This is a genomic window from Ensifer sp. GW101-20A05, assembly GCF_059424735.1.
In genome coordinates, this window is the sequence record NZ_JBWKZT010000005.1 from 407,156 (window position 1) to 428,860 (window position 21,705).

At 62.7% G+C, this 21,705-nt stretch carries 18 protein-coding genes and 1 tRNA gene; 6 read left to right on the top strand and 13 right to left on the bottom strand.

All coding sequences use genetic code 11. The features are described 5' to 3' along the window. Nucleotides 1-112: 112 nt before the first annotated feature. Entirely contained in the window at nucleotides 113-601 is a 489-nt protein-coding gene (locus AC070A_RS16340; protein ID WP_112997070.1) for a RidA family protein, read from the bottom strand. After that, nucleotides 595-1,317 carry an SDR family NAD(P)-dependent oxidoreductase gene (locus AC070A_RS16345; protein WP_112997071.1) on the bottom strand — a complete coding sequence of 241 codons (723 nt, stop codon included), beginning with the start codon at nucleotides 1,315-1,317 and terminating at the stop codon, nucleotides 595-597. Before AC070A_RS16345 ends, AC070A_RS16340 begins: the two co-directional genes overlap by 7 nt. A 113-nt stretch (nucleotides 1,318-1,430) precedes the next feature. Here AC070A_RS16345 and AC070A_RS16350 point away from each other — a divergent pair, with 113 nt between their 5' ends. Further along, nucleotides 1,431-2,333, top strand: coding sequence for a LysR family transcriptional regulator (locus AC070A_RS16350; protein WP_112997072.1), 903 nt, complete (start codon nucleotides 1,431-1,433; stop codon nucleotides 2,331-2,333). Here the strand turns inward: AC070A_RS16350 and AC070A_RS16355 are convergent. Next, the gene (locus AC070A_RS16355; protein ID WP_112997073.1) at nucleotides 2,330-2,830 is read right to left on the bottom strand and encodes a GNAT family N-acetyltransferase; all 501 of its coding nucleotides are present in this window, start codon (nucleotides 2,828-2,830) and stop codon (nucleotides 2,330-2,332) included. The genes AC070A_RS16350 and AC070A_RS16355 overlap by 4 nt on opposite strands. Before the next feature lie 132 nt (nucleotides 2,831-2,962). Next, nucleotides 2,963-3,039, bottom strand: a tRNA-Arg gene (locus AC070A_RS16360). A gap of 251 nt (nucleotides 3,040-3,290) precedes the next feature. On the opposite strand from AC070A_RS16360, the gene AC070A_RS16365 reads away from it, so the two are divergent. The 4 genes from AC070A_RS16365 (at nucleotide 3,291) to metH (ending at nucleotide 9,785) form a co-directional block, all read left to right on the top strand. Continuing rightward, nucleotides 3,291-4,187 carry an ROK family protein gene (locus AC070A_RS16365; RefSeq protein WP_112997074.1) on the top strand — a complete coding sequence of 299 codons (897 nt, stop codon included), beginning with the start codon at nucleotides 3,291-3,293 and terminating at the stop codon, nucleotides 4,185-4,187. 4 nt (nucleotides 4,188-4,191) lie between these two features. Beyond that, nucleotides 4,192-4,686, top strand: a complete 495-nt coding sequence (locus AC070A_RS16370; RefSeq protein ID WP_112997075.1) for a heme-degrading domain-containing protein — start codon at nucleotides 4,192-4,194, stop codon at nucleotides 4,684-4,686. Between the two features lie 3 nt (nucleotides 4,687-4,689). Continuing rightward, the gene (locus tag AC070A_RS16375; RefSeq protein WP_110878826.1) at nucleotides 4,690-5,850 is read left to right on the top strand and encodes an AGE family epimerase/isomerase; all 1,161 of its coding nucleotides are present in this window, start codon (nucleotides 4,690-4,692) and stop codon (nucleotides 5,848-5,850) included. Nucleotides 5,851-6,014: 164 nt separating this feature from the next. Then, entirely contained in the window at nucleotides 6,015-9,785 is a 3,771-nt protein-coding gene (gene metH / locus AC070A_RS16380; RefSeq protein ID WP_113133421.1) for a methionine synthase, read from the top strand. Between the two features lie 78 nt (nucleotides 9,786-9,863). Here metH and AC070A_RS16385 read toward each other — a convergent pair whose 3' ends face one another. Next, nucleotides 9,864-10,670, bottom strand: coding sequence for an alpha/beta fold hydrolase (locus tag AC070A_RS16385; protein WP_112997076.1), 807 nt, complete (start codon nucleotides 10,668-10,670; stop codon nucleotides 9,864-9,866). Between the two features lie 39 nt (nucleotides 10,671-10,709). Beyond that, nucleotides 10,710-11,732, bottom strand: coding sequence for a DUF1254 domain-containing protein (locus AC070A_RS16390; protein ID WP_440691210.1), 1,023 nt, complete (start codon nucleotides 11,730-11,732; stop codon nucleotides 10,710-10,712). Nucleotides 11,733-11,966: 234 nt separating this feature from the next. Here AC070A_RS16390 and AC070A_RS16395 point away from each other — a divergent pair, with 234 nt between their 5' ends. Further along, the gene (locus AC070A_RS16395) at nucleotides 11,967-14,183 is read left to right on the top strand and encodes an adenylate/guanylate cyclase domain-containing protein (RefSeq protein ID WP_113736760.1); all 2,217 of its coding nucleotides are present in this window, start codon (nucleotides 11,967-11,969) and stop codon (nucleotides 14,181-14,183) included. A gap of 29 nt (nucleotides 14,184-14,212) precedes the next feature. On the opposite strand, the gene AC070A_RS16400 is transcribed toward AC070A_RS16395, so the two are convergent. The 7 genes from AC070A_RS16400 to AC070A_RS16430 all read right to left on the bottom strand — a co-directional run bounded on the left by AC070A_RS16400 (nucleotide 14,213) and on the right by AC070A_RS16430 (nucleotide 21,466). Next, on the bottom strand, nucleotides 14,213-14,716 hold the full coding sequence (locus AC070A_RS16400; protein WP_255571361.1) for a YHS domain-containing (seleno)protein: 504 nt from the start codon (nucleotides 14,714-14,716) through the stop codon (nucleotides 14,213-14,215). A 29-nt stretch (nucleotides 14,717-14,745) separates the two neighbouring features. Next, complete coding sequence (locus tag AC070A_RS16405; RefSeq protein WP_112997077.1) at nucleotides 14,746-15,336, bottom strand: ankyrin repeat domain-containing protein; 591 nt, start codon at nucleotides 15,334-15,336, stop codon at nucleotides 14,746-14,748. 133 nt (nucleotides 15,337-15,469) lie between these two features. Further along, a complete protein-coding gene (locus AC070A_RS16410; RefSeq protein ID WP_112997078.1) occupies nucleotides 15,470-16,129 on the bottom strand; it encodes an aspartate/glutamate racemase family protein in 660 nt (219 codons plus the stop codon). Beyond that, nucleotides 16,126-17,589, bottom strand: coding sequence for an MFS transporter (locus AC070A_RS16415; protein ID WP_058325623.1), 1,464 nt, complete (start codon nucleotides 17,587-17,589; stop codon nucleotides 16,126-16,128). Before AC070A_RS16415 ends, AC070A_RS16410 begins: the two co-directional genes overlap by 4 nt. A gap of 293 nt (nucleotides 17,590-17,882) precedes the next feature. After that, a complete protein-coding gene (locus AC070A_RS16420) occupies nucleotides 17,883-18,725 on the bottom strand; it encodes a MurR/RpiR family transcriptional regulator (protein WP_112997395.1) in 843 nt (280 codons plus the stop codon). 224 nt (nucleotides 18,726-18,949) lie between these two features. Further along, a complete protein-coding gene (gene ppk2, locus AC070A_RS16425; RefSeq protein ID WP_057255075.1) occupies nucleotides 18,950-19,870 on the bottom strand; it encodes a polyphosphate kinase 2 in 921 nt (306 codons plus the stop codon). A gap of 117 nt (nucleotides 19,871-19,987) precedes the next feature. Further along, entirely contained in the window at nucleotides 19,988-21,466 is a 1,479-nt protein-coding gene (locus AC070A_RS16430) for an aldehyde dehydrogenase family protein (protein WP_057255076.1), read from the bottom strand. Nucleotides 21,467-21,705: the final 239 nt, after the last annotated feature.

Here is a 21,705-nt window from a genome sequence, read left to right on the forward strand (position 1 = left end):
GTGGTCATCAAGAAGGTGTGACTGTTCAAATAGCTTCTGTTCGTGACAGGCGAATGACGAACTGACTTCCTTCCCGAAAGTCGGCGGCGTGGATCGCCGCCGACCGATGGTCTCAATCTGCCACTTCGACCAAAAGCTCGATTTCGACCGACAATCCCAGCGGAAGGCTGGCGACGCCGAGGACGATACGGCCCGAGAGAAGCTCGCGACCGAAGACCTTGGCCAGCAGATCGGATGCGCCATCGGCGACTTGAGGATGATCGCGGAAATCGCCTGATGTTGCGATGTAGACGCCGAGCTTGGCGACGGCAGCGACCTTGTCGAGCGAACCGAGCGCCGCCTTGATTGCCGACAATGCACTCAGGGTAGCGATTTCCGCGGCGCGCCGTCCCTCATCGACCGTTAATTCGACCCCAAGCCGGCCGACGACCTGCGGCTTGCGGTCGATAACCGGCAGCATTCCGCTCAGATAGAGCAGCTTGCCGATCCTGACCCCTTCGACATAGTTGCCGAACGGTGTCGGTGGAGGAGGCAGCGCGATGCCGAGTTCATTCAGCCGCTGTTCTGCGCCAGCGGCGGGTGCTTGCCCGCGGCTTACCATTTGCCCAAATGCGCGCCGCCGTCGACGTTCAGCACCTCCCCGGTGACGCGGGGCGCCCTGGTCAGGAACAGGACCGCATCCACGATTTCATCGACGCTGGAAATGCTGTGCATCGGCGAGAGCGTGTTGAGGAAATCCTTCGGGTTGTCCTTGTGGAGCGGGGTGTCGACGACGCCGGGTGCAACGACGTTGACGCGGATACCGTCCCTTGCGTATTCCATGGCGATATTCTTCGAGATCGCATTGATGCCGCCCTTGGTCAGCATCGCGACCGAGGCGTTCATGCCCGCGATCGGGCGATCGGCCAGCGGCGTCGTGATGCTGACGATGCTGCCGCCTCTCTTTTGCGCCAGCATCTGCTTGACGACCAGCTGGGTCGTGTGGAGGAAGCCTTCGATGTTCGTCGCGCTCAGCTGGCGGTAGTCTTCGGCGGTGTAGTCGACGAAGGGCTTGGTGAAGAAGATACCGGCATTGTTGACGAGTGCGTCGATCGAGCCGAATCGATCGATCGCGGTTTCGACCACGCGTTTCGCCGTGGCCGGATCGGCGATATCGCCGTCGACGCGGGCCAGCCGGTCCGATTCGACGATGTCCCGGGACTGGCTGACGCTTCGCGAGGTTGCGACGACACTGTAGCCCTGAGCGAGGAAGGCGTTTGTAAGGCCCGCGCCGATACCCTGGGACGCGCCGGTGATGATGGCGACCTTGTTGGTCATTTGATCTCTCCACGGTTGGATTGCGTTCGTGGGATCAATATGATCGAGGTGCGATTGCACGATTATATGAAATTATCTGGAATTACTTTTCCATCAGTGCAAAAGTCGCGGGCATGGTCGATTTGAACGATATCGCGGTCTTTGCGGCCGTTGCCCAATTCGAGAGCTTCAGCCGGGCGGCGCGGGCGCTTGGCATGCCGGTCTCCACCGTCAGCCGCAAGGTCACGGCCCTCGAGGAGCAACTGGGCGTCACTCTGTTGCAGCGGACGACGCGCAAACTGAACCTCACGCTTCAGGGGCGCGCTTACTACGCGGAATGCAGCGAACCGCTGAAGCAGCTTCACGACGCGGAACGGGTCCTGAGCGAAGCGCAAAGAAAACCCGAGGGGCTTTTGCGCATCACAGTCCCCATGACTCTCGGGCAGCCGCCGTTCTTTGATTTCCTGTCTGGTTTCCTGAAGAAATACCCCGAGATCAAGGTCGACCTGCTGGTCACAAACATGTTCATGGACCTCGTTGCCGAAAACATCGACGTCGCGGTCCGGTTTGGCGAATTGCGCGATTCGTCGCTCGTCGCACAGCGCATCGGCAGGAGCACCCACTTCCTCGTGGCTGCTCCAGAATACGTGCACGAACACGGCATGCCCTCCGCGCCGGAAGATCTGCGCGACCACCGCTGTGTGCTGGTCAACGCCCGGAACAATGAAACCGAATGGCATCTCGTCAACGGGGACGAATCGATCAGGCTTCACGTGACCGGAGCCGTCTCGGTCCACGATATTCAATCGGCCAGCGCCATGACCGAGCGAGGCCATGGCATCGGCCGGCTACCGCCGATCTTCTGCGACAGCCTGCTTGCGAACGGCAGGCTCGTGCGCGTGCTTCCCGGATGGTCGGCCCCTGATGTCTTTGTGCACGCGGTCTATCCGACGCGGCGGTTTCTGCCGTCGCGACTGCAGGTCTTTCTGCAGGCGTTGAGAGCCTGGCGTGGCCCGGCATGGCAGCCGCTTCGCTAGCCGTCGACCTCTTCGCGCTTCTGCGCGAAAACGCTGAAGCCGGCGCGGCGATAGGTGTCCTGCGCCTTGGGATGATCCCATTCGTCGGTGTGAAGCCAGATGCGGTTCGGGCCGCGGCTCCAGACAGCGCGCAGCGCGCTGTCGAGCAGGAACGGTCCGAGCTTCCTGCCGTACGCCTCGGGGACCAAGCCGAAATGGGTGAGCTCGATGTCGGGTGTCCCGACGCGGTCGAATTCGCAGAGCCCGACCGCTCGGTCGTCCACCCGCAGGATGTGGAGGCCAGTCGATTCGCTGCGAAGAAAACCGTCGAGCTCGGCTGCGCTCATGCGCAGGCGCTGATCCCAGCGCAACGGCTCGCCGACGGCGCGGTAGAGCGATAGGAACGTGGCGGCATCGGGCAGCTCGGGCGCGACCGCTGCATGCTCGATCGGCGGTGGAAGCGCTTCGCCCGCGCGTTGTCCACGCATTTCCATATAGGTCACGAGCAACTGAACCATGAGTGCACCAGTGTAATGCGTTTGGCTGGAATCTCACATTTTGGCCGGGGGCATAGAGCGCTGCGTAAACGCGAGTGGGGAACGGCCCGGGGAATGTGTCGGAGGGTTGGAATTCTATCTATTTGATTTTTATGGTGATCCCGGCGCGATTCGAACGCGCGACCCCCAGATTAGGAATCTGATGCTCTATCCTGCTGAGCTACGGGACCACTTGGATAGCACCCATACAAAAGCAAGGCGTCTTAGCCAAGTGTTTTTGCATGAGTACCGGCGGAAATGCAGGCCGTGTCGAGCTTCGGCTATCCTGAAAGGGCGGCGCGTCGCCGGGGTCCCCACGGGTTGAAATCGATTACGAAACGGGGGCTGGTCTTTCCGGTCTTTCGAATGCTAAGCAAGGCGGGCGTCGGCTTGAGGAGGCTGGCGTTCCCCGTGAGACCTTCATCAGAGACCTGATCCACATATGTTCATCGGAATAGATTGGGGCGGCACAAAAATGGAAGTCATCGCGCTTGGCCGCGATGGCGAAACGCGCGCCCGGCATCGCGTCGCGACCCCGACCAGCGGTTACGACGACTGCATTCGCGCCGTTCTCGACCTGGTTGCCGCGGCGGAGCAGACGGCGGGCGAAAAAGGCTCCATCGGCATCGGCATTCCCGGCAGCCCCAACCCGCGCACCGGCATCGTGCGCAACTCCAATGCGGTGCTGATCAATGGCAAGCCGCTCGGACGTGACCTGGAGGCGGCACTCGGCCGTGCGGTCAGGCTCGCCAACGACGCCAACTGCCTGGCGGTTTCGGAAGCGGTCGACGGTGCGGGCAAGGACGCGCATGTGGTTTTCGGCGTCATCGTCGGCACCGGCCATGGCGGCGGCCTTGCGATCGACAAGAAGGTGCATGCCGGCTACCAGGGCGTTGCCGCCGAGATCGGCCACTATCCGCTGCCCTGGATGACGAAGGACGAGTATCCCGGGCATAAGTGCTGGTGCGGCAAACACGGCTGCCTCGACATGTATGCCTGCGGTACCGGCGTCGAGCTCGACTATCGCCTGACGACAGGTGTCGAAAAGCGCGGGCGCGACATCATCGAGGCGAAGCGGGCGGGCGACCCGGTGGCAACGGGCGTCTACGAGCGCTTCGTCGACCGGCTGGCGCGCAGCCTGGCGCTGCTCACCAATATCGTCGATCCCGACGTTTTCGTGCTCGGCGGTGGCATGTCGAATGTCGACGAGATCTATGACGACGTGCCGCCGCGGGTGGTCAACTATCTCTTCGGCGACACGTTCGAAACCCCCATCCGCAAGGCCCTGCATGGCGACAGTTCCGGTGTGCGCGGTGCGGCCTGGCTCTGGAAGGACTGAACCCATGAATATCGACAAGGACTTGGGCCGCATCGCGCGGCAGGAACAGGAATTGCAGTTCGAGCGCTTCGATCTCGAAACGGCCTGGGAGCTCGGCGCGCTGCTGCGCAAGATGGCGGTCGAGCGCAAGCTCGGTGTGGTCATCGATATCACGCTGTTTTCGATGCAGGTGTTCTACGCCGCGCTCGAAGGGGCGACGCCCGACAATCCGAACTGGGTGCGCCGCAAGCGCAACACCGTCTTCCGGCTGTTCAAGAGCAGCTATGCCACGGGCCGCGAGCTCGCCAAGGCACAGACCAATCTGCAGGCAAAGCTCGGGCTTGCCGATGCTGATTACGCCGCGCATGGCGGCAGCTTCCCGATCGTCGTCAAAGGCACCGGCTGCATCGGCGCAGTCACGGTTTCCGGCTTGCCGCAGCGCGAGGACCACAACATGGTCGTTGAAGCGCTTTCGTCCTTGCTCAGCAAGGATCACGACGCGCTGAAGCTTGAGGGTTAAGTGTTGGCAGGCGATATTTTCTCTCAGTCCCAGATTTTGTCGCAATGGCTGGCCGACAAAGCCCTGCCGCTCTGGCGTGACAAGGGTGTCGATCCCTCAGGTGGCTTCGTCGAGACGATCGACATGGCAGGTGAACCGACGCGCGCCAACCGGCGTTCGCGGGTGCAGCCGCGGCAGGTCTATTGCTTCTCGGAGGCGGGCCGACGCGGATGGAGCGGCGACTGGCGCGGTGCTGCCGAAGGCGGACTTGCCTATTTCGATCGCGTCTTCAAGCAGCCGAGCGGTTTCTACGGCGCGCTCGCCGATGCCGACGGTAATCTTCTCGATCCGTCCTTCGATCTCTACAACCAGGCTTTCGCGCTGCTCGCCTTCGCTTACCTTGCCGAGGTCGTGCCGGCTCGAAAGGCGGAGATGATCGAACGCAGCAACGACCTTCGGTCTCGGATCGAGGCGCATGTCAAGCATCCGGTCGCCGGCTTCGAGGAAGACAACCCTCCGCGCCTGCCGCTTTGCTCCAACCCGCACATGCATCTCTTCGAGGCGTGCCTCGCCAGCGAGGCGGTCGAGGGCTTCGATCAGGTCGCCTGGGCCAATCTCGCTGACGAGATTGCGGATCTGGCGATGGATCATTTCATCGACGCTGAGACCGGCGTCCTGCGTGAGTTCTTCGATCACGACTGGGCGCCGATTGCCGGCGACAAGGGCCGCATCGTAGAGCCCGGTCATCTCTTCGAATGGGCCTGGCTGCTGTTGCGCTGGGCGGAACGCCGCGGCAGCGCCGAGGCGATCGTGAAAGCGCGGCGGCTCTTCGATATCGGCGAGGCGCACGGCATCTGCGCGAACCGCAACGTTGCGATCATGACGCTTCTCGACGATCTCTCGGTGGCCGACCCGATCGCGCGGCTCTGGCCGCAGACCGAGTGGCTGAAGGCCGCGGTTCGTTTCGCGGCGCTGACCGGCGGCGCCGAGCGGGAGCGTTATCTCGCTTCGGCTGCGCGGGCGGCGGCAGCGCTTCAGACTTTCCTGGAGACCCCGGTCGCGGGTCTCTGGCGCGACAAGCAGAAGGCCGATGGCAGCTTCGTTGACGAGCCTGCACCGGCCAGCAGCTTCTATCACATCCTCTGCGCCATATACGAAACCGAGGATTGCCTGGCACGGCTTTGATTTGCCGTCCGGAGCAGGTCCTTTCATAATGGCCCGTCGCAATCGCGGCGGGCCATTTTCTTTGTCCAGATGGCCAAATGTGATCGCGCCATATGTTGACATAAAGATATCTTTATGTGATTGACTCGATTATTGTTTGTCGTTTTCAGAACGGGAGATTTCCCATGTCCGCCATCGGCGCCCTTTTCGGTGACGTTTCCTCCAAGCCGGACGGCTCCGAGATCAAAGAGGCGCTGCGTCGGGCGGCGAGTGAACGCATCCTGATCATGGATGGCGCGATGGGCACGGAAATCCAGCAGCTCGGCTTTATCGAGCAGCATTTCCGTGGTGACCGGTTCGGCGGCTGCGCGTGTCATCAGCAGGGCAACAACGATCTTCTGACGCTGACGCAGCCGAAGGCGATCGAGGACATTCACTACGCCTATGCGATCGCCGGCGCCGACATCCTCGAGACCAACACCTTCTCCTCGACCCGCATCGCCCAGGCCGACTATGGCATGGAGGACATGGTCTATGAGCTCAACCGCGACGGCGCCCGGCTGGCGCGCCGCGCCGCCAAGCGTGCCGAGGCCGAGGACGGCCGCCGGCGCTTTGTCGCCGGCGCGCTCGGACCGACCAACCGCACGGCGTCGATCTCGCCCGAAGTCAACAATCCCGGTTACCGCGCCGTCACCTTCGACGACCTCAGGATCGCCTATGCCGAACAGATCCGCGGGCTGATCGACGGCGGCGCCGATATCATCCTGATCGAGACGATCTTCGATACGCTGAACGCCAAGGCCGCGATCTTCGCCACCAAGGAAGTCTTCGCCGAAAAGGGCATCGAGCTGCCTGTGATGATCTCAGGCACGATCACCGACCTTTCGGGCCGCACGCTTTCCGGCCAGACGCCGACCGCCTTCTGGCATTCCGTTCGCCATGCCGATCCGTTCACCATCGGGCTCAATTGCGCGCTCGGCGCCAATGCCATGCGCGCCCATATCGACGAGCTCTCGGGCGTTGCCGATACCCTTGTCTGCGCCTATCCGAATGCCGGTCTGCCGAACGAGTTCGGCCAGTATGACGAAACACCCGAGCAGATGGCCGCCCAAGTGGAAGCCTTCGCGCGCGATGGCCTCCTCAACGTCGTCGGCGGCTGCTGCGGCTCGACGCCGGCTCATATCAGCGCGATTGCGAGAGCGGTTGCCAAGCATCCGCCGCGCGAGATCCCCAAGGTCGAACCGCTGATGCGGCTCTCCGGCCTGGAACCGTTCACGCTGACCGCGGACATTCCCTTCGTCAATGTCGGCGAGCGTACCAACGTCACCGGCTCGGCCAAATTCCGCAAGCTGATCACCGCCGGCGACTATTCGGCAGCGCTCGATGTCGCGCGGGACCAGGTGGCAAACGGCGCGCAGATCATCGATATCAACATGGACGAGGGCCTGATCGATTCGAAGCAGGCGATGATCGAGTTCCTGAACCTCGTCGCCTCCGAGCCGGATATCGCCCGCGTGCCCGTGATGATCGACTCGTCGAAATGGGAAGTGATCGAGGCGGGCCTGAAATGCGTTCAGGGCAAGCCGCTGGTCAATTCCATTTCCATGAAGGAAGGCGAAGAGGCTTTCCTGCATCACGCGAAACTCTGCCGCGCTTATGGTGCAGCGGTCGTTATCATGGCCTTCGACGAGGTCGGTCAGGCCGATACCAAGGCGCGCAAGGTCGAGATCTGCAGCCGCGCCTACAAGCTCTTGACGGAAGAGGCCGGCTTCCCGCCCGAGGATATCATCTTCGACCCGAACATCTTCGCGGTGGCGACCGGCATCGAGGAGCACAACAATTACGGTGTCGACTTCATCGAGGCGACGCGCGAGATCATCAAGACCTTGCCGCATGTGCATATCTCCGGCGGTGTCTCCAACCTCTCCTTCTCCTTCCGCGGCAACGAGCCGGTGCGGGAGGCGATGCATGCCGTCTTCCTCTATCACGCCATTCAGGCGGGCATGGACATGGGCATCGTCAATGCCGGCCAGCTTGCCGTTTACGATGCAATCGATGCAGAGCTGCGCGAGGCCTGCGAGGACGTGGTGCTCAACCGCCGCGCCGATTCGACCGAGCGCATGCTTGAAATCGCCGAGCGCTATCGTGGTCAGGGTGGTTCACAGGCGCGCGAGAAGGATCTCTCCTGGCGTGAATGGTCGGTCGAAAAGCGACTGGAACATGCTCTGGTCAACGGCATCACGGAGTATATCGAGATCGACACCGAAGAGGCCCGGCTAACCGCCGCGCGGCCGCTGTACGTCATTGAAGGCCCGCTGATGGCCGGCATGAACGTCGTCGGCGACCTCTTCGGTTCCGGCAAGATGTTCCTGCCGCAGGTGGTGAAATCCGCACGCGTGATGAAGCAGGCGGTTGCCGTGCTCTTGCCGCACATGGAGGCGGAGAAGCTTGCCAATGGCGGCGAAGCGCGCGAAAGCGCCGGCAAGATCCTGATGGCGACGGTCAAGGGCGACGTGCACGACATCGGCAAGAACATCGTCGGCGTCGTGCTCGCCTGCAACAATTACGAGATCATCGATCTTGGCGTCATGGTGCCTTCGGCGAAGATCCTCGACGTGGCGCGCGAGCGGAAGGTCGATATCATCGGCCTTTCGGGGCTCATCACCCCGTCGCTCGACGAAATGGTGCATGTCGCCTCCGAACTCGAGCGCGAAGGCTTCGACATTCCGCTTTTGATCGGCGGCGCGACGACCAGCCGCGTCCATACGGCGGTCAAGATCAATCCGCGCTACGATCGTGGCCAGACTGTCTATGTCACCGATGCCAGCCGCGCCGTCGGCGTGGTTTCAAGCCTCCTGTCGCCGGAGGCGCGGGGCAACTATATGGAGACCGTCCGGGCGGAATACCGCAAGGTTGCAGAGGCGCATGCCCGCAACGAAGCGGAAAAGCGACGGCTGCCTTTGTCGCAGGCGCGCGCCAACCAGCACAAGGTCGACTGGTCTGCCTATCAGGCGAAGGCGCCGTCCTTCCTCGGCACGCGGGTCTTCGAGAGCTGGGATCTGGCGGAACTCGCCCGCTACATCGACTGGACGCCGTTCTTCCAGACCTGGGAACTGAAGGGCGTTTATCCGAGGATCCTGGAGGACGAGGCGCAAGGTGCGGCCGCCCGGCAACTGTTCGACGACGCCCAGGCGATGCTTGCGCAGATCATCGAGGAGAAGTGGTTCGCGCCGAAGGCCGTGGTCGGCTTCTGGCCGGCCGGCACCGTCGGCGACGACATCCGGCTCTTCACCGGCGAAGATCGGGCGTCTGAGCTTGCGACCTTCTTCACGCTGCGCCAGCAGCTGACGAAGCGCGACGGCCGCCCGAATGTGGCCCTTTCCGACTTCGTCGCTCCGGCCAGCAGCAGCTCCAACGACTATGTCGGTGGCTTTGTCGTCACCGCCGGTATCGAGGAAGTGGCGATTGCCGAGCGTTTCGAACGCGCCAATGACGACTATTCCTCGATCCTGGTCAAGGCGCTGGCCGACCGTTTTGCCGAGGCCTTTGCCGAGCGCATGCATGAATATGTGCGCAAGGAGCTCTGGGGCTATGCGGCCGACGAGGTCTTCACGCCGCAGGATCTGATCGGCGAGCCCTATGCCGGCATCCGTCCGGCGCCGGGCTATCCGGCGCAGCCCGACCATACGGAAAAGGCGACGCTCTTCCGGCTGCTCGATGCGGAGGCAGCGATCGGCGTCAGCCTGACCGAGAGCTATGCGATGTGGCCGGGTTCGTCAGTGTCCGGCCTCTATATCGGCCACCCCGAGGCATATTACTTCGGTGTCGCCAAGGTGGAGCGCGACCAGATCGAGGATTACGCGACACGCAAGCGCATGCCGGTGCGCGAGGTCGAGCGCTGGCTGTCGCCGATCCTCAACTACGTGCCGATGCCGGAGACCGAGGCGGCCGAGTAATCTCGTTCGAATGGCAGCCAGACGGTCCGGTCTTGGCCCGTCCATTCGCACGGAGGCCGTCGCGCCCGGGGAGTGCGGTCAGTCGGGAAGGCTTGCCAGAAAGCCGATGAGCGCGACGTTGAAGCGGTCCGGCCGCTGCAGCGGTGCGAAGTGGCTGACGCCGGGGAGCAGGATGAACTCGGCGCCGGGAATGCTGCGCGCCAGATAGTCGGCGTGCTCGCGCTTGATGAACTCGTCGTTTTCGCTCTGGACGATCGCGACCGGTACGCGGATCCGGCCGAGTTCTTCGGCGGTGTAGTTCGGCTCAGTCTTCTGCATCTCGCTGACGGCATCGACGAAGGCGCCGAAATCATCCGGCGTTGCCGACAGCTGTCTGTAGTCGCTCGAATGGCGGCCGAAGCAGCGGTCGAGCGCCGGGCTCGGCTCGATTTCCATGGTTCCGCTCGGGTCCATGTTGCAGGCGAAGAAGAAGACGCCGGCGGCACGCTCCGGTTCCATCGAGGCGAGGACGAGCGCAATGCAGGCGCCGTCGCTCCAGCCGGCAAAGGCTGCTTTTTGAAGCTCGAGCCTGTCCATAACGGCGAGCACGTCCGACGCCATCAGCTCATAGGTGTAGGGCCTGGTGTCGCGGGTGCTGCGGCCGTGGCCACGGCTGTCGATCAGGATGACGCGGTGCCCGGCCTCAAGCAGCGTCGGGACCTGGTAGCCCCAGTTGCCGCTATGGCCGAGGCCGCCATGCAGCAGGATCACCGGAGTGCCCCTGCCATAGGCTGCGTACCAGATGCGCGCGCCATTGTGCTCGACGTGGCCCTCGACGGTTGCGACGGGCAGAGGCGCTGCGCCATGCTCGGCAAACGCGACAAGATCATCGTCCCGGAACTCCATGCGCTCAGTCTCCCGTGCCTGATTCACGACGCGGGAAGCTTAGTTCATCGGTTGCGGCTCGGGAAAGTGCCAGGAGCCGTCGAGAATCTCCTTCCGGGGCCGGTAGAGCCGCACGGTATAGTTCCAGCCGTCGACCACAGGCAGGCAGTTGGGGATCTTGCCGTCGCAGCCGCCGAACTGGATCGAGACGCTGCCATCGTCGCCCTTCTTGGCGGTGATGTTGTTGATGGTATAGGCATCATACCGGTTCTTCTCGTAGAAGCCTTGCGCATCGTAGACGCTGACCGACCAGAAGGCATCGACCGGCACGTCCTTGACGTCAAGCTTGTAGATCGTCTTGCCGTCATTCTTAGTGGGCGTGATGTTGAGATAGGTCGCATCCTTGTCGGGATTGCCGCCCCAGCCGGTCGCGGTGCCGATCAGGTGGCGGATGGGATCGACCTCTTCCCTGGTGCCGAACGCCTTCTTGAAGTCCGGCATGGTGGCGCCGAGGGCGAGCAGCGCCTCGCGCACCTTCTTCTGGCTGGCCGGATCCCACGCGGGAACCTCGAACTTGCCTTCCTTCTGCTGGCTGGCCTTGATCGCGTCCTGCAGGGTGTGAACCTCGGCGATATCCTTCGGGTCGGCCGGATCGACGAGCGTGCGGACGCCGACGACGACGTAGCGCGTGCCGACCTTTTCCTTCGTCAGCGTCGTTTCGCCGGCGCCGTAGACGACCTCAGGCACGTAGTGATCCTCGTTGATCACCTGCAACGACATGAAGCGTTTTCCCGCGTCCGGCATGGTGATGGTAACCGGCCCGGCATCGAGATCGAACACGGCCGACGAATAGAGCGTATCGCGGTTGAGGCGAATGACGGTCTGATTGTCGATCGAGGCGGGCTCGCGCCGGTGCAGGAATTTGCCGAAGGCACCGTCCTTGACCATGGAGGCGAGGTACATGTCGCTTTCGGCACGAACGAAGTTGTCAACGCCGACCGTGTCGGGGTCGGCGGCGGTTGATTGTGTGGCGACGGCCATCACCAGTGCGCCGGCCATGAAGAGCGAACGACAAAACATCATGCTCGGATCCTTCTCAGTCAGTTGCCGCGCTGCATCGGCGGCGCTCGCTTCGTCACCTAGCGTGGCAAACTCCATCCGATGGTCGCCCAAAATCGTGCCAGTTCGACGGGGAACCGCAAGTACGTAACGGTTACGACGCACGCGGGGCGCCATCGCCGGACCGCGCCGATGGCGCCGCCTGCCAAGCTGCGGTAACATCTGCGTTGGAGTACATCGTACGTTGAGAGCTCGTCGATGGAGCGCCGTCTCGCTGCCGTCCTGATCGCGGATGTCGTCGGTTACAGCCGCCTGAGCCGGCTGGACGAGGAAGGGACGCGCCTGCGATTCCAGTCGGACCTTTCCAACATCCTGGTGCCGCTTTTTATCGAGCATCACGGGCGTCTGGTGAAGACGATGGGCGACGGGCTGCTCGTCGAGTTCCGCAGCGTCGTCGATGCGACGCAGTGCGCAATCGAAATCCAGAGGCGCAAGGCGGCAGAGGTCGACAAGGGGCCAGATGGCGAGCGGCTGGATTTCCGCATCGGCATCAATCTCGGCGATATCATCGTCGAGGGCGACGACATCCATGGTGATGGCGTCAATATCGCCGACCGGGTGCAGGGATTGGCCGAGCCTGGCGGCATTGCGATATCCGGCACGGCCTATGACCAGGTCAACTCGAAGCTGAAGGCCGGTTTCGTGTCGCTCGGGCAGCAGCCGGTCAAGGGGCTCGGCGATCCGATCCGGGTCTACCGTGTGCTCCTGGACCCGGAAGCCGCGGGCAGGACGCTTGTTGAGAAAAACCGGCGAAATACTGCCTGGTTAAAGGGGCTGGTGGTCGGACTTGCGGCGATCGCAATTTCAGCCGCGCTCGCCTGGTGGCAGCCGTGGACATGGATCGGGCAGGACGGCCCGGCGCAGCGTTTCGCCTATCCCCTGCCGGACCAGCCTTCCGTCGCGGTGCTGCCCTTCATCAATGTCAGCGGCGACAGCGACCACGACCACTTGGCCGAGGGACTCACCGACGATCTCATCACCGAGTTGTCCAAGGTTTCCGGCCTCTTCGTCATCGCCCGGCACTCGGTATTTGCGCTCAAAGGGAGCGCCACCAAGATCCAGGACGTGGCGGCCGAACTCGGCGTGCATTATGTGCTGGAGGGCACGCTGCAGCGGGCCGACCAGCGGCTGCGCATCAACGTCAAGCTCTTCGACGCGGTGAGCGGGTTGTCGCTCTGGGCGGAGCGCTATGACCGCCAATATGCCGATCTCTTTGCCGTTCAGGATGACGTCATCGGCAAGATCATTGCCGCGCTTGAGGTCAAGCTCAGCGAGGGCGAGCGCGACCGGTTGGCACGGATCCCCACCGATAATCTCGAGGCCTATGACAACTACATGCGCGCCGAGCAGCAAGGCCTTATCTGGCGCGATGTCGAGACAAATCGTCAGACACTCACCTTTTATCAGCGGGCGATCGATCTCGATCCGAATTTCGCCGATGCTCATGCCGGCATAGCCCGCATCGCGGTCGACGTCTGGCGCAACGACTACAACTATCTCTGGTCGGCGGCCGTGGCACGCAAGATCGCCTATGATGCGGCCGGGCAGGCGTTGAAACTCGACGCCAACAATGCGCGCGCCCACACGGTGCTGGCGCTGCTGCAGCTCGTCGATGGACGCGCTTCGGAGGCAAAGGAATCGGCGCTTAGGGCTGTCTCGATGCAGCCCAACGATGCCGAGGCGCTCGCCAATCTGGCGCTGATCCTTGCCCAGACCGGGGAGCACGAGCAGGCCTTAGACGATATCGAACGGGCACTCAGGCTCGATCCGTCGCCCTCATCGAGCCTGCAGCTTCTGGCGGGCATCGTCTACTACACGGCGCGCCGCCTCGAAAAGGCGATCCCATTGATCGAAGCGGCGCGCGAGACGCTGCCGAAGGCGGAAGCCGTGAAGGAGTATCTCGCCTCGGCCTATGCCCAGCGCGGCGATCAGCAGAGCGCAGCGGCAGTAGCCGCGGAACTGCTAAAACTCTTTCCGGACACCAACCTGACCTATTATAGCTATCTCTATGACTACTGGCGCGAAGAGGACCTCTATCGTCACCTTTTCGGCCTGCGTGTCGCTGGCATTCCGGAATGGCCCTTCGGCTTTGTTGGTGCTGCCAGCGACCGGCTTGGCCCGGCGGAACTCAAGCAACTGACCGATGACAAGACCTGGGTTGGCGTGCACAAGAACGGCACGAGCTTCGCGCAGTTCTTCGACAAGGACGGAAACACCGCCTACCGCACCAGCAATACGAACATCACCGGCCGCATCGAGGTGAAGGGCAACCAGCTCTGCGAGAAGTATGACGGATATTTCCTCGACCGCATGGTTTGTGGCTACGTCTACCGCAACACGGCAAAGGGCGAGCGCACGGCGGACTACATCAACGTCACGCCGCAGGCTCTGAAGTTCTTCTCGATCGAGCGGTGATCGCGATCATCGTCCGAGCGATAAGCCACTCAGGGCGAGGGCTTCGTCCAGTTGATCGACGCCTTCTCGGTGAGCAGCGTCTGCTCGACCTCGGACCAGTGCTTGCGCGAATCGACCACCTTGTTCGGGTTCTTCACAAGGCCGTCAGCAGCGCCCGGATCGTAGCTGAGGTACAGCTTGTCCTCGATGATGCGCCAGGCCTTGGGGTCGATGTTGGTCGTCACCGTGCCGAAGGAGACGCCGTCGGCGCAGTAGCCGCCATATTGCGGCGCATAGCGAGTGGGTTCCTTGATGAACTGGTCACGGTGCTCGGCGCTTGCGAACTGCCAGGTGGCGCCGAGCCAGCGATAGCTGAATTCGGGCGATCCTTCGACCGCCTTGTTCTCTGTAAAGTAGGCGACCGGATCATAACCCTTGATCGCCACGTCGCCGAAGTAGCCGGTGTTGACAGGTTCTTCCGCTAACCCCGGGCTGGCGAATGCGAACAGCACTGCCGTCGCCGTGATTGCGCCCGCTATCGGATATCGAGACATGCTATGTCCTCCGTTTCCGGATGTGCTTGTTATTGTCGTTTGGTGCATTCGCCGTAGAGCCAGTCGCCGACGAGGTCGGCCTTCTGGCAGGTGGCTCCAGCCTTCAGCAACAGTTCGGCGGCCGGCCAGTGGGAGCGCCACCCCGCTTGCGTCAGCGGGGTGTAGCCGTTGCGTTCCTTGGCCTCGATGTCGGCCTTGTTGGTCAGCAGGAAAGCCACGATCTCGGCGTGGCCCTCTTCGGCTGCCGCATGCAGCGGCGACATCTTGTAGAAGTTGGCGACGTCGTTGACGGCGGCACCCTTGGCGACGAGCAGCTTGACGGTTTCGAGACTGCCGCCATAGGCGGCGGCGTGCAGTGCGGTCAGGCCGCCTTTGTTGCGGATCTCGATGTCGCCGCCGCGCTCGATGAGAAGCGCGACAACTTCGGTGCGCCCTTTGAGAGCGGCAATCAGCAGCGCCGGCTCGCCGGCCGCATCGGGCTCGGTTATGTCGGTTCCCTGATCGAGCAACTGCTTGACTCGTTCCGTGTCGCCGTCCCGTGCCGCGTCATGCAAAGGGCCGGCCATCGCCACCGCAGCAAAGGACGCCACCGCGACGAATGCTGCCAGGATAGATTTCATCGCGCAACCTCCGCCCCAGCTTCGGTCTTGCCCAATTGGAAAGAGCGAAAATACCACAGGGCGACCGGTGGAAACAGGCGTTACCGTTGCCTGATCCATACTCCTTTTGGGTGGCTGCGATGATGAATGCCTGTCAGGCGGCGACCTGCATCAGGTCGAGCATGCGGTCGATCGCGCTCGGAATGGGCGCGATGATCGGCGTCGGGAACAGCGGCTGGAGCTGTTCGGCCGCCTGGCCGAGCGGGCCGCCACCGATGATGACGGCCTCGGCGCCATCCAAGTCAATACACTGACGGACAGCGTCGCCGAGGGCTTCCAGCAGGCGCTCGGGGTTGGCGGAGAGCGCGAGCGGGTCGCCGGGCGTGCAGCGAATGCCGGTATACTGGTCCCACACGCCGAGATCGCGGGCGCGGTCGTCGATCGCCTGGATCAATTCCGGCGTCGTGGTGGCGACGCCGAACTTGCGGCCGCCCTGCGAGGCCTCGATCATCGAGGCCTCGCAGATGCCGATCACGGGGATCGCGAGGCGGCGTTTGAGGGCGGCAAGGCCGGGATCGCCGAAGGCACTGACGACAATACCGAGGCATCCAGCCTCATGCCTTTCGCCGATCTCGACGACCTCGGCAGCGGCCGCATCCAACTGCTCGGGCGTCACGATCATCGGCGGGTTCCGCATGGCCGTGGCGACTGCCACGGCCATGCGTCCTGATGCAGCCCGGCGTGCGATGGAGACCATCATGTCGCTGGTGGCAAGCGAGCTGTTCGGGTTAATCAGAAGGATATGTGCACTCACGTTCTCAGTTCCGCGCCGACTTTGATTTCAGAAGTGTCAGCCTTTGCGAGGTCGGCATCGGCAGGCTGGGTCAGGTCTTCCATCGACATGCCATAGGTCTCGGGCCCGAGCTGGATGCAGAAGGCGAAGACCGCATACATGCCGGCGGCGAGACCGAAGACCCCGACCATGCCGTAGACGTCGAAGAGCGCGCCGGCGATGGTTGGGATGAAGGAGCCCGCGGCCGAGCCGGTTGCCAGGATCAGCGCCACGCCGAAGGCGCGGATGCGGGTCGGGAAGAGTTCGGGCGCATAGATCCAGATCGAGGTGTTGAGCAAGAGCACGAAGAACTGGAAGATCGCGCCGAACATCAGCACCAGATAGATGTTGGTGCCGAGATAGGCGATCGAGACCGCCGCAAGGCAGGCGAAGACGGCACCCAGGGTCAGCACCCTCTTGCGCGGGAAGTAATAGCCGAACATCGAGGCGGCGATAGCACCGAGCACACTGCCGCTCTGGATGATCATGCTGTAGAGCAGGCTTCCCTGGAGCGTGTAGCCCATGGACACGAAGATGATCGGCATCAAGGTGAGCACCGAGAGCTGGGCGCCGTAGCTCATCAGGATGGCGATGGCGACCGGGACGGTGCGGCCGATGAAGGGCGCGCGGAAGAGTTCCTTCCAGTCGCTCTTGGCCGGTTCTTGGTCCTTGAGGTGGTCCTTGGTCAGATATTCCTGGACCTTGAGGTTGCGCGGGCGCAGCGACCCGGAGGCGAGGATCGAAAGCACCTTATTGGCCTCGTCGATCTTGCCCTGTGATGCCAGGAAACGCGGTGTTTCCGGCACGAAACGGCGATAGAAGACGACAAGCAGGGCCGGCAGAGCAAGCGAGGCGAAAAGCCAGCGCCAGCTGTTTTCACCCGGGAAGAGGGTGAAGATCATCAGGCCGAAGGCAGGTGCCAGGAAGTTGCCGAAACCGCCAGCACCGACATTGACGAGGCCGGCTGCCGTGCCGCGGAATTTTGGCGAGCAGAATTCCGACAGCATCGTGACCGCCGTGGAGATCTCGCCGCCGACCCCGAAGCCGACGATGGCGCGGGCAAAGCAGAGGGTGGCGAAGTTCGGCGCCATGGCGCAGGCGGCCGAACCGATGGTGAAAAGCAGGAGGTTGATGGTCAGCATCACGCGGCGGCCGTAGCGGTCGCCAAGGATACCGGAGAGCAGGCGGCCGATGGCGGCGCTGCCGAAGGTGATGGTGTTGAGGAAGCCGATGTCGGTGCCGGTGAGACCCCAATGTTCTTTCAGGATCGGACCGGCGACGCCGATGGTGTTCTGTTCGAAGCTGTCGAACAGGCAGCCAATGAGCACGAGGGCGAGGATCTGTTTGTGGGCGCCGGTGACGCCGATTTTGGTGAAGGCTGATTCCAACTGTCTGATGACCGGCGATGACCTGCCGGACGGCACCATATTTTCCGCTGCCATGGTTCGTTCCCCTTTATGGCTTAACAACGTGAAAATGTGAAAACTCAGTTTCATGAAATCTACATCATGAAACTGAGGTTTCATAGAAGATTCTGTGATGCACTGCGAAAGGACGGAGCCCTTCGCTGCATAAAATTCGTGGAATGCAGGTTTCGTGCATCTCAAGAGAAACCACAGTTTCTCTTTTGCAGTCAGCGGCTTGGAGGCTGGCTGTCGTGTCGCAAGCGAACGAAACTGAGATTTCTTATGTGCAAAAAATAATCTGGCGTTTCAGGCCGCTGCCCAATCTACGCTCACAATTCCTCGAGCGCATCGTTGATGGCTTCGATGCCACGCAGCCGATTTCGACCGGCAGTGCCGGCGATTTCGATGCATCGTGTCGTCAAGAGATGGCAGAGCGCCATGACCGAGACGTGGTTGAAGAGGGGGCCTGGCGCCAGTGTCTGGCAGCGGAAATGCCATTCCGCCTGGTTGAGGAAGGGCACGCCCTCGTCGGTGATGTAGAGCAGCCGCGCGCCGGATCTTTCCAGCTGTCCGAGAATCGGCTCCATGAGGGAGACGCGCCGGCGCAGCCCGAAGAGGATCACGACATCGTCGCGGCCGATGCTGACCAGATGTTCGCCGAGCGTCTGGCCGCCGCCGGGGATGGCGGCGATGTGTTCGACCACCTGGGTCATCTGCCATTGCAGATAGGTGGCGAAGGAATGGCTGGCGCGGAAGCCGATGACCCAGACCTTGCGGGCGCCGAGAATGGCGGTTGCCGCCGCCGTCACCTGGGTCTCGGAGATGGCGAGAAAGGTCGCCTCGATGTTGGCCACGCCTTGCGCCACATGTGAGGAGAGCGACTGTTCGCCGCCGCTGTCGGTGGCAGTCGCAAGGAACAGCCGCGAGCCCGTCTGCTTGTCGGCGCGAGCATGACGGCGCGCCTCCTCGTAGTTGTCGTAGCCCAAGCGCTGGATGAAGCGGGAGACGGTCGCCTTCGACACATGCGCCAGCGCCGCCAGCTCCTGGGCCGAGTAGCTCGCGACCTCGCCGGGAAAATCGCAAAGGAAATCCCCCAGCCGCCGCTCGGCCGGATGCAGCTCCGGCAGCACCTGGCGGACGCGCGTGAGGAAGGAGCGTTCTTTGGGGCTCATGTCGATTCCATGAAACTGTCGTTTCACGGCAATCTCTGATTTTCGAGAGGATATTGCAAGCGAGGCGGGCGGGTGCCGCCTCGCTTTCAACTGGGAACGGGGGAAGGTCCTACAGCGCCGCGCGTCTTATCAGACGCGCGAAGGTCGCTGTAGCACTTTGATTTGCTGCATGTCTTCGTCCTTAAATCGAGGTCGATTTAAGGAGACATGCAGTAGCCCCGCCGTCAGTACTTCGACGGCACGTAGAGTTCCGGCGGCAGCACCTTGCGCTCGTAATCCGGGTTGAAGACGCGTTCCGGCAGCGAGATTTCCTCGTGCGGCACCTCCTCGTAGGGGAACTGCGTCAGAAGATGATCGATGCAGTTGAGCCGGGCACGCTTCTTGTCGTTTCCTTCGACGATATGCCAGGGCGCTTCCGGAATGTTGGTGCGGGCGAAGGTCTCTTCCTTGGCCTTGGTATAGCCCTCCCAGCGCACCCGCGATTGCAGGTCCATGGGCGACAGCTTCCACTGCTTCAGCGGATCATGGATGCGCACAAGGAAGCGCATCTGCTGTTCTTCATCGGTGATCGAGAACCAGTACTTGACCAGCCGAATGCCCGAACGCACCAGCATGCGCTCGAATTCAGGGACGTCGTTGAAGAACTGCTCGACCTGATCTTCGGCGGCAAAGCCCATGACCCGCTCGACGCCGGAGCGGTTGTACCAGGAGCGGTCGAAGAGCACGATCTCGCCGCCGGCCGGCAAATGCGGCACGTAGCGCTGGAAATACCATTGCGTCTTTTCACGGTCGGAGGGTGCCGGCAGCGCGACGACGCGCACGACACGCGGATTGAGCCTCTGGGTGATGCGCTTGATGACGCCGCCCTTGCCGGCGGAGTCACGCCCCTCGAAGATCACCACCACTTTTTCCTTGTGGTAGACCACCCAGTCCTGCAGCTTGATCAGCTCCGACTGCAGCTTCAGCAGCGCGCGGAAGTAATCGATGCGCGGGATCGTCGGCGGGTGGCTCTTGCGATAGATCTTGCGGATCTCTTCAGAGAGCGCCGGTTCTGAAAGCTCGAGTTCGTAGTCTTCGTCGAGCGTGTCGGCCAGTTCCGCTTCCAGCCAGTCCTGCGTCTCGATCTCGTCGTTCGACCTGTTCATCTGACCCTCCGATACGATGTGTCCACCGACAGCTTTGCAAATTCTATCGTTAGTCGGCTTATTTCACAGCCGCATGAAAGGAATTTGACGCCGGGACTTCTGCGCCCCTGATCGCCCCTATCCCTTCATATACCAGCCCCAGGGTTCGTCGGTGTCGAAGCTGGTGATCTGCTTGGTCTCGAGATAGTTCGAAAGGCCCCAGCGGCCGAGCTCGCGGCCGATGCCCGATTGCTTGTAGCCGCCCCAGGGAGCCTCGGGGAAGGTGGGCTGCGAGCAGTTGATCCAGACGATACCGGCGCGAAAAGCCCGGGCGACGCGTTCGCAACGCTCGCGGTCAGCCGACATGACAGCCGCCGCGAGACCGAAGCGGCTGTCATTGGCCATGCGGATCGCGTCCGCCTCTTCGCGGAACGGCTTGACGCAGACGACTGGGCCGAAGATCTCCTCGCGCCAGACGAAGCTGTCTTCGCGCATGTCGGTCAGCACGGTCGGCTCGAGGAAGTAACCGCTGTTGAGGCCGGCCGGGCGGCCACCGCCTGCAGCGACCGTGGCCCCGTCCTGCCGGGCGCGATCGATGGCGCCGACAACCTTGTCATATTGGCCGCGGGAGACGATCGGCCCGAGCAGCGTGCCGTCCTCCAAGCCATTGCCGATCTTGATCTTCGCGGCCTCTTCGCAAAGACGGCTGACGACGGTCTCGTAAATCTCCTCCTCGACCAGCACCCGCGAGGTTGCCGAACAAACCTGGCCCTGGTTCCAGAAGATGCCGAACATGATCCATTCGACGGCCTTGTCGATGTCGCTGTCGGCAAAGACGACGAAGGGCGACTTGCCGCCGAGTTCGAGGCTGACATTCTTGATGTCCTGAGCGCCGGCCATCATCACCTTGCGGCCGGTCACGACAGAGCCGGTGAAGGCGAGCTTGTCGATCAGCGGATGCTCGGTGAGCGGCTGGCCGGCATCCTGGCCGGTGCCGGTGAGGATATTGAGCACGCCGGGCGGCAGCCCGACTTCCTCGGCAATGACGCCAAGCTCAAGCGCCGTCAGCGGCGTCAGTTCCGAGGGTTTGAGCACGATGGTGCAGCCGGCGGCAAGCGCCGGTGCTACCTTCCAGGAGACCATCAGCAGCGGATAGTTCCAGGGGGTGATGGCACCGACCACGCCGAGCGGCTCGCGCACGGCGCGTGCGGTGAAGCGGCTGTCGCCGACGGGGATCGTCTCCTCCGGATCGGCGTCCAGTTCCTCGGCGAGGCCGGCATAGAAGCGGAAGCAACCGGCGGCGTCGTCGATGTCCCAGAGCGCCTCAGGCAGCGGCTTGCCGTTGTCGGCGACTTCGAGCCGCGCCAGCGAGTGGCGCTTCTCTTCGATCTTCGCCGCGATCGCCCGGAGATAGACGGCACGCTCAGTGCCTGACAGTTTCGGCCAGGAACCGCTGTCGAAGGCGATGCGGGCGGCCTTTGCGGCCCTGTCCACGTCTTCATAGGTCGCGGCCGGCGCCCGGTGGATGACCTCTTCCGTTGCCGGGTCGACCACGTCGAGCGTGCCGCCGCGCCGCGGTTTTTCCCATTTGCCGCCAATGAACAGCCGATCCTGCATGCCATAACCCCTTTTTAGCCCGGAGCAAGTATGGCCAGTCTATGCGAAGCGCGCCAGTCGCAAGTTACGGCTGGCGTTGATCTTTTTGGTTCGGAGACGTCGCTCAGCGGTCGGTAACGCGCCCGCGCCATGCGAGGAACGGCAGAACCGGCAGCACGGCGCAGGCACTGGCAAACAGCCAGAATTGTCCAAGCGACATGAGCCCATTCGTAAACATCGCTCCCGACAGCATCCCTGCG